General features: G+C 69.8%; 12 protein-coding genes. 6 read left to right on the top strand and 6 right to left on the bottom strand.

What is annotated here, in order from left to right; all coding sequences use genetic code 11:
* Nucleotides 1–91: 91 nt before the first annotated feature.
* From AB3X10_RS14335 to AB3X10_RS14325, 3 genes are all read right to left on the bottom strand, one after another.
* The gene (locus tag AB3X10_RS14335) at nucleotides 92–1573 is read right to left on the bottom strand and encodes a PepSY domain-containing protein (protein WP_369975798.1); all 1482 of its coding nucleotides are present in this window, start codon (nucleotides 1571–1573) and stop codon (nucleotides 92–94) included.
* Nucleotides 1560–3734, bottom strand: coding sequence for a TonB-dependent receptor (locus tag AB3X10_RS14330; RefSeq protein ID WP_369975797.1), 2175 nt, complete (start codon nucleotides 3732–3734; stop codon nucleotides 1560–1562). The genes AB3X10_RS14335 and AB3X10_RS14330 overlap by 14 nt, the downstream gene beginning before the upstream one ends.
* Nucleotides 3735–3807: 73 nt before the next feature.
* Complete coding sequence (locus AB3X10_RS14325) at nucleotides 3808–4161, bottom strand: DUF3088 family protein (RefSeq protein WP_369975796.1); 354 nt, start codon at nucleotides 4159–4161, stop codon at nucleotides 3808–3810.
* Between the two features lie 99 nt (nucleotides 4162–4260).
* Between AB3X10_RS14325 and ftrA the strand changes: the two genes are divergently transcribed.
* The gene (ftrA, locus tag AB3X10_RS14320) at nucleotides 4261–5247 is read left to right on the top strand and encodes a transcriptional regulator FtrA (RefSeq protein WP_369981833.1); all 987 of its coding nucleotides are present in this window, start codon (nucleotides 4261–4263) and stop codon (nucleotides 5245–5247) included.
* 190 nt (nucleotides 5248–5437) lie between these two features.
* Here the strand turns inward: ftrA and dmeF are convergent, their stop codons facing one another.
* The gene (dmeF, locus tag AB3X10_RS14315; protein ID WP_369975794.1) at nucleotides 5438–6424 is read right to left on the bottom strand and encodes a CDF family Co(II)/Ni(II) efflux transporter DmeF; all 987 of its coding nucleotides are present in this window, start codon (nucleotides 6422–6424) and stop codon (nucleotides 5438–5440) included.
* Between the two features lie 63 nt (nucleotides 6425–6487).
* Here dmeF and AB3X10_RS14310 point away from each other — a divergent pair, with 63 nt between their 5' ends.
* On the top strand, nucleotides 6488–6766 hold the full coding sequence (locus AB3X10_RS14310) for a metal/formaldehyde-sensitive transcriptional repressor (protein WP_369975792.1): 279 nt from the start codon (nucleotides 6488–6490) through the stop codon (nucleotides 6764–6766).
* A gap of 154 nt (nucleotides 6767–6920) precedes the next feature.
* On the opposite strand, the gene AB3X10_RS14305 is transcribed toward AB3X10_RS14310, so the two are convergent.
* Nucleotides 6921–7220, bottom strand: a complete 300-nt coding sequence (locus AB3X10_RS14305; protein ID WP_369975791.1) for a hypothetical protein — start codon at nucleotides 7218–7220, stop codon at nucleotides 6921–6923.
* Between the two features lie 13 nt (nucleotides 7221–7233).
* Nucleotides 7234–8730 carry an aminotransferase class III-fold pyridoxal phosphate-dependent enzyme gene (locus tag AB3X10_RS14300; RefSeq protein ID WP_369975790.1) on the bottom strand — a complete coding sequence of 499 codons (1497 nt, stop codon included), beginning with the start codon at nucleotides 8728–8730 and terminating at the stop codon, nucleotides 7234–7236.
* 128 nt (nucleotides 8731–8858) lie between these two features.
* Here AB3X10_RS14300 and AB3X10_RS14295 point away from each other — a divergent pair, with 128 nt between their 5' ends.
* The 4 genes from AB3X10_RS14295 (at nucleotide 8859) to yajC (ending at nucleotide 12337) form a co-directional block, all read left to right on the top strand.
* Complete coding sequence (locus AB3X10_RS14295) at nucleotides 8859–9290, top strand: Lrp/AsnC family transcriptional regulator (protein ID WP_369975789.1); 432 nt, start codon at nucleotides 8859–8861, stop codon at nucleotides 9288–9290.
* A 140-nt stretch (nucleotides 9291–9430) separates the two neighbouring features.
* Nucleotides 9431–10483, top strand: coding sequence for a tRNA preQ1(34) S-adenosylmethionine ribosyltransferase-isomerase QueA (gene queA / locus AB3X10_RS14290; RefSeq protein ID WP_369975788.1), 1053 nt, complete (start codon nucleotides 9431–9433; stop codon nucleotides 10481–10483).
* 76 nt (nucleotides 10484–10559) lie between these two features.
* Nucleotides 10560–11705, top strand: a complete 1146-nt coding sequence (gene tgt / locus AB3X10_RS14285; protein WP_369975787.1) for a tRNA guanosine(34) transglycosylase Tgt — start codon at nucleotides 10560–10562, stop codon at nucleotides 11703–11705.
* A 287-nt stretch (nucleotides 11706–11992) separates the two neighbouring features.
* Nucleotides 11993–12337 carry a preprotein translocase subunit YajC gene (gene yajC, locus AB3X10_RS14280; protein WP_145700623.1) on the top strand — a complete coding sequence of 115 codons (345 nt, stop codon included), beginning with the start codon at nucleotides 11993–11995 and terminating at the stop codon, nucleotides 12335–12337.
* Nucleotides 12338–12373: the final 36 nt, after the last annotated feature.

Here is a 12373-nt window from a genome sequence, read left to right as displayed (position 1 = left end):
CGCGAGCGGCGGCGCGCGGTGTCCGCCGCTCGCCACGCGCGGGCGGTTGCGCGTCGCCGCGTCGCCGCGTCGCGGAGATGCATACGGCAGGCTAGGGCACGGCGCTGCGCGGCCAACTGGTTCGCAGGCGCCTGAAACCGAGCACGATGCCGGTCATCGAAAATGCCAGCCCGAGCAGCAGCGGCAGCACCTGCAGGACGCGTCGCAGGGTGGGGTGCTCGACCAGCCCGGGGAACCGGGTGGTGTGCAGCGCGAAGTACACCCAGTCGTAAGCCCTGCGGCTGGTGTCCAGTTGCAGCAGCGGGCGACCGCTTGCCGCGTCGATGTACAGATCGGCGCCGGTCGGCGCCGAAAGCCCGTAGCGCAATGCATCCGCTGGAATCGCGTCCGCGGCGCGGTACAGCGCGTCGTTGCGTGCCGCGGGCGATCGCCGTGCGGCCTGCGGCCAGGCGCGCTGCACGGCTGCATCGATCAACCCGGGCGGCAGCGCGCTGCGCAGGCCATTGCCGGCAGAGCCGTCCAGCACCTCCACGCGCGAAGCCGAGCCCGTCCTCGCCACCGCCACTGGATGGCCGCCGACGACGTTGAACGCAAGCTCGGTCGACCCCTGCAGCGTTCGCAATGCCGTGGCCGGTACCGGCTGCAACGCGCGCTGCAGCGACGTTCCTGCGTAACGCTCGACGGCCGCCGGGTCGGGGATGCCGCGCGAGAACAGCCGGCCGTGGTCCATCGACAGCCACCCGCTGAAAATCCAGGTCAACACGAACAGCGCGGCGGCCAGCCCGAGGCCGTGGTGCCAGCGCCACCAGCCCTTGAACGGCGACCAGCCGGGGCGCCGCATCGCCACGCGCTGGTAGCTCCGGTAGAGGCCGAGGTAGGTGCCCGCGCTGGCCCCGGCCAGTGCGCCGAGGGCCAGGCACCAGACCGTCCAGTCCCAGGCGGCGAAACGCTGCCGCAGCACGGTGAAATACAGCCAGTGCGGGACCGAACCGACCCAGTTCCAGGCCCGTTCCCAGGCCAGCGTGCGCTGCACGATTTCGCCGGTGCGCACCGAGACGTACAACTGCGTACGCGGGGCATCGGCGATGGCGACGCGATAGAACGGTCGCCATGCATCGAACTTCTGGTGCACCACCCATTGGTCGTAGTCGAACGCTGCGCTCACCCGGTCCGCCGCCGTACCGGCGAAGCGCGCAGCCACCGCCCCGGCGGTCGGCGCGTCGAGCGGGCCGGCCAGCTTGCCGCTGGTCGCATCGACCGCCACCTGGGTGCGCCCGCGCCCCACCACATAGCGCGCATGACCGGCCACCGCGATCAGCCGCAGCTCGGTGCCGCCGCCTGCCGCCTGCAGGGCGGCGGCCGGATCGACCCGCACCTGCGCCAGCCGCGGAACCTCGCTGCGCGCCAGGCGGGCCTGCTCCGGCAACGACGGAAACGGCACGAACACCATGACCAGGCCGCTGCCGAACCAGACCGCGAATGCCAGGCAGAACGCCACGCCGGTCCAGCGATGGAACCAGGACAGCCAGCGCAGCATGGCGCGCCAGCGATCGGAGGCGCTAGAAGCGGGCATGCAGGCTGAGCTCGTAGCTGCGCGGCTCGCCCAGGATCACCTGGCCCGGATAGTAGATGTCGGCCCACTGCACGTAGTCCTTGTCGGACAGGTTCTCGACATGCAGGCTGAGCGAGACCGACGCGCTGAGATCGTAGGTCAGGTAGGCGTTGCCGAGCACATACGGGTCCAGCCTGAGCGTGTTGGCGGTGTTTCCGTAGCGCTTGCCGACGCGGCGCACCCCGAGCCCGGCCTCCAGCGGCAGCCCGGCGATGCCACGCACGCTGGTCCAGGCATTGAACACGCTCTGCGGCACGTTCGTCGGGCGATTGCCCGAGGCATCCAGTCCGGTGTTGCTGTCGATGAAATCCCGGTACTTCGCATCGGTGTAGGCGTAGTTGGCGTTGAGGCTCCACTGCGAGGTCAGCTGTGCGTCGCCGCTCAACTCGATGCCGCGCGAGGTCTGCGCGCCGACGTTGCTCAGCACGTCCTGTTGGGTCAGCGCCAGGATGTTCTCGCGCCGGATGGCGTAGGCGGCCAGGGTGCCGCTGAACCGGTGGTCAGCGGTCGCCGCCTTGACCCCGGCCTCGATCTGGCGCGAGCGGCTGAGGCCGAAATTCTCGCCGGCGTTGACGATGAAGATGTTCGATCCGACCGGATCGGTGCCGGTGCTGAAGGAAAGATAGGGGGTGATGCCGGGCGTCGCCTCGTAGACCAGGCCGATACGCGCGTTGGTCGGCCGGTAGGTGCGCGAGAAGCTGGTCGCCGCGATGTAGCTGCCGTCCGCCGCGTAGTTCTTGCGATCCAGGTCCAGCTGCTCGTGGCGCCCGCCGGTGACCAGCTTGAACCGGTCGCTCAGGTCCAGCGCGTCTTCGAAGAACACCGCGACGTTGCGCCATTGCGTCGGGCTGCGGCGGCGCACGATGTCGCCGAAACTCCCGCTCGGTCCGTGCGAATAGGGATCGACGCTGTCGCCGTCGGGGAAGCCGCGGTCGCGCACGAAATCCAGGTCGCTGTAGTCGACGCCGACCACGAAGCGGTTGCCGAACCGGCCGAGCGGGCGGTCGACGGTGAGGCTGGTCTGGTTGCCCCAGAGCCGTTGCTCGTGGAACACGAAGAAGCGGTCGCGGTCGATGCGCGAGGTGGCGGTGTCGTAGGTGTAGCTCTCGGCGTTGATCCAGCGCCGCGACGCGCGGAAGTAGTAGCTCAGGTTCTGCAGCGTGATTCCCTCGCCCAGCGTCCATTTCAGCAAGGCCTGCGGCCACACCTGGTGCGCGGCGATGTCGGCGTCGGCCACGTTGTAGTTGTTGCCGCGCATCGCGCGGTCCACGACGTAGCCGTTGGGCGCGGCGAGCAGTCCGCGGATCGGATCCTTGGCGCTGGCGGCCGGCACCAGCGGGGTGCCGAAGTAGGTGGTCGGGTTGTCGTTGGCGTAGTCGATGGACAGCTGCGCGCTGAAGTCGTCGCGTGGGCGCCATAGCAGCGAGAACGTGGCATTCAGCGCGCTCGAGTTCGCGCCATGCACGTAGCCGTCGGAGGACAGCCGGCTGATGTCGAACCGGTACGCCAGCGTGTCGCTGAGTCCGCCGCCCGCGCCGACGCCTGCCTCCCTGCCGCCGAACCGCGAGATGCCGGCCATCAGTTCGTACTGGGTCGGGCCGAAGGTGGGGGCCTTGTTGGTGACATTGACCGCGCCTCCCACCGCGCCCTGGCCGTAGATCACCGATGCCGGACCCTTGAGCACCTCCACGCTCTGCAGGTTGAAGGTGTTCTGCGGCCGGTTGGTCATGTTCGACGGCCCCAGATACAGGCCGTTGTGAAGGATGGTGATCTGCCCGTCGGTGAAGCCGCGCATCGAGAACGTGGCCGGGTTGCCGGGCGAACCGCCGGTGTTGACTCCCGGCAGGCTTTCGGCGGCCTTCTCGACGGTCTGCAGGCCGTGCGCTTCCATGGCCGCGGCGTTGACCGAGTCCAGCGATGCCGGCGTCTGCCGCGCCGACAGGTTCAGGCGGCTGCCGGTCGGGGTGAACTGTTCCAGCGACCGCACCCTGCCGCTGACCACCAGCGCGTCGAGCGTCTTGGCCTCCTGTTCCGCGGGCGCGGTGGTGGTGGAATCCTGGGCGGCCGCCGTCGACGGGACGCCGGCGGCGATGGCCAGGGCGATGAGGGTCGGTCTGCTCATGATGCGCTCCAGGAAGGATGCGGAGGGGACGTGCGCACGCGAGCGTGCGACGACGCGCGCAGGGTCTGCATGGCTAGCGCTGGCTGGGCAGCCCGCCGCGTGCCGACAGGTAGCGGCGAATGGCGTCGGGCTGGTCGTTGAAGCGCAGGCGCCCGTGCAGCGCGAAGGCCACCCCATGCGTGTCGGAGTCGCCAGCCAGCACCAGCACCGGTAGCGACTGGTGCGCCTCGCCGAGCAAGGCCACCACCGCCGAGCGTGGGCGCTCGAAGGCGATGCGCTGCACGTCGAGCCACGCCAGCACCTGGGGATAAAGCGCCAGCACTCCCTCGATCGCGATCCCGTCGCCGCAGTAGAACGGCCCCTGGCCGTCGACGTGGAAGCCGGGAGCGGCGAGGAACAGCGTGTCGCGGGTCGGGCAGATGTTCATTGCGGTCCTGAGCCGGTGGTGAGGCAAGCGCGTGAAGATGATGTTGCGATGCAAAAACCTGCCTTGAAAGTGGCGTGAATGCCATATATCGTCAAGATCATGCCAAAGCCTGCATCGCGCCGTCCGGTCCCGCATGCGCCGCTCGTCGTGGTGCTGGCCTACGACCAACTGGGGTTGTTCGAATTCGGCATCGCGACCGAGATCTTCGGCTTGCCGCGCCCGGAGGTGGGACCCAACTGGTACCGCTTCGCCGTCGCGGCGGCGGAGCCCGGCGATCTGCGTGCGCTCGGCGTGCGCTCGCTGCGCGTCGATGGCGGGCTGGAGCTGCTGCAGCAGGCGCATACGATCATCGTGCCCAGCTGGCGCGGGCCCGATGCCGCCGCCGCGCCGGCCCTGCTCCGCGCACTGCAGCAAGCCAAGCGCCGCGGCGCGCGCATGGTGTCGATCTGCGCCGGCGCCTTCGTCCTGGCCCAGGCGGGGCTGCTGGCCGGGCGCAGGGCGACGACGCACTGGCGCCACGCGGCGGCGCTGGCGGCGCAGTATCCGCAGGTGTCGGTGGACCCCGCGGTGTTGTACACGGACGACGGCGACATCCTCACCTCTGCCGGCAGCGCGGCCGGCATCGATTTGTGCCTGCACATCGTGCGCCGCGATTTCGGACCGGCCATCGCCAACCAGGTCGCGCGCCGCCTGGTGATGCCGGCGCACCGCGACGGTGGCCAGGCGCAGTTCATCGAGCGGCCGGTGCCGGTGCCCAGGGAAAGTTCGCGCCTGGGGACGCTGCTGGAAGGCGTGACCCGCAACCTCGCCGGCGCGCATACGGTCGCCTCGATGGCCGCCGACGCCGGCATGAGCGTGCGGACCTTCCTGCGCCGGTTCCAGGCCACCACCGGCCAATCGCCCGGCGAGTGGCTGGCGGGCGCACGCGTGGCGCGTGCCAAGGAGATGCTGGAGCGCTCGGCCATCCCGGTGGAGGAGATCGCCACCCTGTGCGGATTCGGTTCTTCGGAGACGCTGCGGCATCACTTCCGCAGGCGGCTCTCGCTGACCCCGACGCGCTACCGCAAGCTGTTCGGAGCCGTGTGACGCGGCGCGCCGGGCGCAGGGCGGCGCTGCGCCCGGCCTGCGCGTGCGGCGGATGCCCGGGGCCGGCGCTCGCCGTTTTCGCGGCAGGCCGGCGCTGGCTTGGCGCAGCCAGGGGCGTCCGCGGACCGGCGCCAGTGCGCACAGCGTCGCAGCGGCGAGCGTGCGCCGCGATGCGGCCTGCGCAGTGCCGTCAGGCCGTCGGCGCAGCGCCGGCGACGTGAATTTCCACCGTGATGTGCGCCAGTTCCTCGTGCACGCCGAGCGCGCTGCGGACATCGTCGGCCGCCACGTCCGCCGCGGTCACCAGGCTGATGACGCAGGCGTACTTGTCGCCCCCGACCCGCCACACGTGGAGATCGCTGATCGCTGCCTCGAACGGCAGCGCGTCGATGACGTCGCGGATTTCCGCCACCACAGGCGCGTCCATCTCCGCGTCCAGCAGCACCTTGCCGGTGCTGCGCAGCAGCCCCCACGCCCACACCGTCACCAGCACGGCGCCGACGATGCCCATGACCGGATCCATCCACCTCGCTCCCCACAGCATCCCCACCAGCAGCGCCACGATCGCCAGGACCGAGGTGGCCGCATCCGCCACCACATGCAGGTAGGCGGCGCGCAGATTCAGATCCTTGTGGCCATGGCCATGCGCATGCTGATGGTCATGTGCGTGTCCATGTCCATGATGGTGGTCGTGCCCATGCCCGTGATGCGCATGGTCATGGGAGTCGCGTAGCCACCAGGCGCAGATCAGGTTGACCAGCAAGCCGATGAAGGCGATGACGATCGCCTCCTGGTAATGGATCGGCGTCGGCGAAAACAGGCGTTCGACCGACTGGAACGCCATCAAGCCGGCGACGCCCAGCAGCAGGACGGCGCTCGTGTAGCCGCCCAGCACCTCCACCTTCCACGTTCCGAACGCGAACCGGGCGTTGTCGGCGTGACGGCGGGCGAAGGCGTAGGCGAACAGCGCCAGGCCCAGCGCCAATGCGTGCGAACTCATGTGCCAGCCGTCGGCGAGCAGGGCCATGGAATTGAGCGTCCAGCCGCCGACGATCTCCACCACCATCATGATCGCGGTGAGGACGACCGCCCTCCTGGTGCTGCGCTCGGCAAGCGGATTGCCGCCGGCGAAGGCATGTGAATGAGCGCGTTGCGCCGCAGTGGCCGAAATCGACATGGAGGAAGTCGCCTGAGATAAGATACCCCCCTATGGTATAAAAATTACCCCGGAGGGGTATACATGGCGCACCTCAACGACAACAAGCCCAAGCTCCTCGCCCGCGTGCGGCGCCTGCGCGGGCAGGTGGAAGCGCTGGAGAAGGCGTTGAGCCAAGCGGAGGAGGTGGACTGCACGGCGCTGCTGACCCAGGTCGCCGCCGTCCGCGGGGCGTCGCAAGGCCTGATGATCGAGCTGCTGGCCGACCACCTCAAGCACCATGTGGCCAGGCCCGAACAGATCGACGAACGGGAGCTGGCGGTCGCGGATGTCGCCGTCATCCTCAAGAGCTATCTGAAGTAGCGCGCTCCGCCCAACCGGCCGCCATGCCAGGCCGCGCGGCCCGGCACGGTGTCCAGGCGCGCACGGCAACCGTCCGCGCCGCGGCCGTGTGGCCGGCGCAGGTTCGTTGCAGGGGCAGTGCGGCGACCGTGCATGCGAGCACGGCGGCGGCGCTTCACCGCGCCAGGCGGTAGAGCACGAACGCGGCCAGCGCCAGCAGCGCCCAGCACGCCAGGCCCAGCGCCATCACCGCATCGTCGCTGGCGACCAGGCTGCCGCTGGCATTGCGATAGACCAGCGGATGGCCGCGGTGGCGCGTGCCGGACCGGCGCGGCGGCCGGTCGCGGCGGGCCTCGGCGCGAATCCGGCCCAGCGACAGCACCGGCAGCAACAGCCGGCCGCTCCAGTAGCCGAACAGCTCCAGCAGCAGTTCGAACAGCGGCCGGGCGATCGCCTCGGCCAAGGCCTGCAGCATGCGCCGGCCGGCCTCAGGCGGCCGCGGCCTGCGCCAGTCGCGGGCCCTCGCGCAGCGCGCGGCCGATCAGCCCGACCAGCAGGTCCAGTTCCTCGCCATCCATGCCGAAATGCGGGGTGAAACGCAGCGAGTTCTCGCCGCCGTGGATCACGTTGACCCCGTGCTGGCGCAGCCATTCCTCGGTGGAGCCGGCGCCGTAGCACTTGAACTGCGGCGCCAGCGCGCAGGAGAACAGCAAGCCGGTGCCCTGCACCTGGGTGATCAGCCCGCCGAGTTCGGCCTTGAGCTTCTCCAGCTTCTGCACCGCCTCGGCGCCGCGCGCGCGGATGTTGGCGCGCACCTGCGGGGTCAGCTGCGCCAGCGTGGCGCTGGCCACGTCCAGCGCGCGCGGGTTGCTGGTCATGGTGTTGCCGTAGGTGCCCTTGCGGTACAGCTGCGCTGCGTGCTCGGTCACCGCCAGCACCGACAGCGGGAACTGCGCGGCGTTGAGCGCCTTGGAATAGGTTTCCATGTCCGGCGGATCGAGCTGCTCGAAGCCGGGATAGTCCACCACCGACAGCACGCCGTGGGCGCGCAGTCCGGCCTGGATCGAATCGACCAGCAGCAGGCTGCCGTGGGCGCGGGTCAGTTCGCGCGCGGCGGCGTAGAACGCCGGCGGCAGCGCGCGGCCCGGATCGCCTTCGCCCATCACCGGCTCCAGGAACACCGCCTCGACGAACCAGCCGTTGTGCTCGGCATCGGCGAACGCGCGGCGCAGCGCGTCCACGTCGTAGGGCGCGATCGCGATCACCGAGTCCTCGCCGCGATAGCTGGCCAGGTGCTGCACGTAGGCCTTGCGGCTGGAATCGGAATACAGCCCCGGCCGGTCGGTGCGGCCGTGGAAGCTGCCCTTGACCACGATGCGCTTGATCTTCGCGCCGGCATGGCGCGCGCCCGGGTCGGTCTGCAGCTTGGCGTTGATGTCGGCGATGCGCGCGGCCAGGCCCACCGCTTCGGAACCGGAGTTGAGGCACATGAACTTGCTGTAAGGACAGCCGCCGCGCTGCTGGCCGATCTCGGCGCGCAGCGCGCGGTCGAAGCGCAGCTGCGACAGGCTCGGGGTCATCACGTTGGCCATCGCCTGCGGCCGTGCCATCGCCTCCAGCACCGGGTCCGGGGTGTGGCCGAAGCCGAGCATGCCGTAGCCGCCGGCGTCGTACAGCACCGCGCCCTTCAGCGTGACCACCCACGGCCCGCGCGCGGCCAGCGCCACGTACGGGGTCACCGCGTCGTCGGCGTAGAAATTGACGAAGCCGGCCTGCAGCGTGCGGATCTGCTCGCTCTCGTCCAGTTCCAGCAGGTCGGCGAACTCCGGCGCCAGGCGCGCGTATTCGGCCGCGGCGGCGGCGATCGCGGCGCCCAGCTGCGGATGCGAGGCGGCCAGGCGTTCGATGCCGGCATCGTCCAGGCCGGCGGTCAGGCGTTCGCCGGCATGGGCGCGCAGCGGGGCGAGGGGGCCGAGTACGGTCATGCGGGATCTCCTGGAGGCGGGTCGTTCATCGATAGACCTTCTATTATCGGGACCGGATCGTCGGTTGGCAGAGTTGATTTGTGCAGGAAATCGGATAATTTCGTCGATTCGACGAAATTTGGCCGCGCATGAAGATCACCTCCTCCGACGAACGCCTGCTCTCGCTGCTGCGCGAGGACGCCCGCGCCTCCACCGCGCAGATCGCCCGCAAGCTCGGCCTGTCGCGCACCACCGTGCAGAGCCGGATCGAGCGGCTGGAGCGCGAGGGCGTGATCTGCGGCTACACCGTGCGCACCCGCGACGATTTCGAGCAGGGCCACCTGCGCGCGCACATCCTGATCACCGTGCTGCCGAAGAAGATGACCTCGGTGGTCAAGGCGCTGCGCGAGATCGACGAGATCCGCGTGCTGCACTCGGTCAGCGGCTCCTACGACCTGATCGCGCTGGGCGTGGTGCCCGGCGTCAACGACATGGACGTGCTGACCGACCGCATCGGCGCGGTCGACGGGGTGGAGCGCACGACCTCGTCGATCATCTTGTCGACGAAGTTCGAGCGGTGAACGGCGGGGATTCGGCATTCGGGATTGGGGATTCGCAAAAGCGCGGCGCCTGGCTCCGCTTTTACCGAATCCCCACTCCCGAATCCCCAATCCCGGCCCTCCAGCTACAATGCCCGGCCATAGTTCACGACCCGCCGGCCTTGAAGAAGTCCGATTTCCGCTACGAGTTGCCCGAGGAACTGATCGCGCAGGCGCCGCTGGCCGAACGTTCCGCCAGCCGCCTGCTGTTGGTGCCGCCGGCACCGTCAGCGTTCGCCGACCGCCAGGTGCGCGATCTGCCGCAACTGCTGCAGCCGGGCGACCTGCTGGTGTTCAACGACACCCGGGTGATCCCGGCGCGCCTGTTCGGGCAAAAGAGCAGCGGCGGCCGTGTCGAGATCCTGATCGAGCGCCTGCTCGGCGGCCAGCGCGCACGCGCGCAGCTGGGCGTGAGCAAGTCGCCCAAGGCCGGCGCGCGCATCGCCCTGGATGCCGGCGGCGAGGCCGAGGTGCTGGACCGCGACGGCGAGTTCTACGTGCTCGAGTTCCACGTGCCCGACACGCTGGAATCGTGGCTGCAGCAGGCCGGGCGGCTGCCGTTGCCGCCGTACATCCGCCGCGAGCCGGGGCTGGACGACCGCGAGCGCTACCAGACCGTGTTCGCGCGCCAGTCCGGCGCGGTGGCCGCGCCCACCGCCGGGCTGCATTTCGATGCGCCGTTGCTGGAGGCGCTGCAGGCGCGCGGCATCGGCTTCGGCCACGTCACCCTGCACGTGGGCGCGGGCACCTTCCAGCCGGTGCGGGTGGAGGCGCTGGACCAGCACGTGATGCACCGCGAATGGCTCAACGTCGGCGCCAGCCTGGTCGAGCAGGTGCGGCGCACGCGCGCCGCCGGCGGCCGCGTGATCGCGGTCGGGACCACGGTGGTGCGCGCGCTGGAAAGCGCCTCCAGGGAGGGCGAGCTGCATCCCTTCGCCGGCGAGACGCAGATCTTCATCCTGCCCGGCTACCGCATCCGCAGCGTCGATGCGATGGTCACCAACTTCCACCTGCCGGAAAGCACGCTGCTGATGATGGTCTCGGCCTTCGCCGGCCGCGAGCGCATCTTCGCCGCCTATCGGCACGCGATCGAGCAGCGCTACCGCTTCTTCAGCTACGGCGATGCGATGCTGTTGTGGGGCGGTGATTCGGGATTGGGGATTGGGGATTCGTAGCAATCCTCTCCGTCACCGCCAGCGCGCTTTGCCAATCCCGAATCCCGAATCCCGAATCCCGAATCCCGGCCTTTTAATGTCCCGATTGCAGTTCCAGCTCGACACCACCGACGGCGCCGCGCGCCGCGGCCGCCTGACCTTTCCGCGCGGCACGGTGGAAACCCCCGCGTTCATGCCGGTCGGCACCTACGGCTCGGTCAAGGGCGTGCTGCCCGAGCAGATCCGCGCGCTGGGCGCGCAGATCATCCTCGGCAACACCTTCCACCTGTACCTGCGGCCGGGCCTGGACGTGATCGGCGATCACGGCGGCCTGCACGGCTTCGCCCGCTGGGACGGGCCGATCCTGACCGACTCCGGCGGCTTCCAGGTGTTCTCGCTGGCGCACCGGCGCAAGATCAGCGAGCAGGGCGTGACCTTCGCCTCGCCGACCGACGGCGCCAAGGTGTTCCTGGGGCCGGAGGAGAGCATGCGCATCCAGAAGGTGCTCGACTCGGACATCGTGATGATCTTCGACGAGTGCACCCCGTATCCGGCCACCGAGGACGTGGCGCGGCGCTCGATGGAGCTGAGCCTGCGCTGGGCGCAACGCTCGCGCGACGCGCACGACGGCCTGGGCAACGACGCGGCGCTGTTCGGCATCGTCCAGGGCGGCGTGCACGCGGAGCTGCGCACGCGCTCGATCGAGGGCCTGCAGGCGATCGGCTTCGACGGCTACGCGATCGGCGGGCTGGCGGTGGGCGAGCCGGAGCACGAGCGCAACGCGATGCTCGAGCACCTGCATCCGCGCCTGCCGGCCGACCGCCCGCGCTACCTGATGGGGGTGGGGCGGCCGGAGGACCTGGTCGAGGGCGTGGCCCGCGGCGTGGACATGTTCGACTGCGTGATGCCGACCCGCAACGCGCGCAACGGCCACTATTTCACCTCGTTCGGCACCGTGCGCATCCGCAACGCCCGCTACGAGCGCGACCTGGACCCGATCGAGCCCGGCTGCGGCTGCCACGCCTGCAGCGGCGGCTACACCCGTTCCTACCTGCGCCACCTGGACCGCTGCAACGAGATGCTGGCGCCGATGCTGGGCACCCTGCACAACCTCTGGTACTACCAGAAACTGATGGCCGACATGCGCGCGGCGATCGCCGCCGGCAGCTTCGCCCAGTTCCGCCGGTCCTTCTATGCGGCGCGCGGAGCGGAAGCGACCCCGCTCCCGTCGGAGCAAGGATGAAGCCCCTCTCCCCCCGGGAGAGGGGTTGGGGTGAGGGGACGGTGCGAAGCCTCGCGGGCATTGAAAGCACACGAGGCTGGGCCCGTCCCCTCATCCGCCGCTGCGCGGCACCTTTCCCCGAGAAGGGGCCATGGTCCCGGTGGGGGAAGGGAGGGCGCCGCCGCGGCCGTTCCGGGGGGGGGCAGGGGAGATCGTGGCATAATCGGCGGCTGCTTGCCGCCTCCAGGCGACAGAACAGCGGTCCGTGCCCCAACGGCGACGGGCTGCCCAAACCATAGGACACACCGATGAACCCGCTCGATTTCCTGATTCCCGTGGCCCAGGCGCAGACCGCCGGCGCCGCTCCCGCCGCCGGTGGCGGCATGCAGATGTTCCTGCTGCCGATCATCCTGATCGCGGTGATGTATTTCGTGATGATCCGCCCGCAGATGAAGCGGCAGAAGGAGCACAAGTCGATGCTGGACAAGCTCGGCCGCGGCGACGAGGTCATCACCTCCGGCGGCGTGGCCGGCGTGGTCACCGACATCGGCGACAACTTCATCACCGTGGAAATCGCCGACAACGTGCGCATCCGCGTGCAGAAGGGCGCCATCGGCAACGTGCTGCCCAAGGGCACGCTGAAGTCCGCCTGATCCATTTCTCTTACTGCTAGGCGCGGCGCCGGCGTG

Source organism: Xanthomonas sp. DAR 80977, from assembly GCF_041240605.1.
Classification (GTDB): Bacteria; Pseudomonadota; Gammaproteobacteria; order Xanthomonadales; family Xanthomonadaceae; genus Xanthomonas_A; species Xanthomonas_A bundabergensis.
This window is presented reverse-complemented; position numbering and strand designations above follow the sequence as displayed.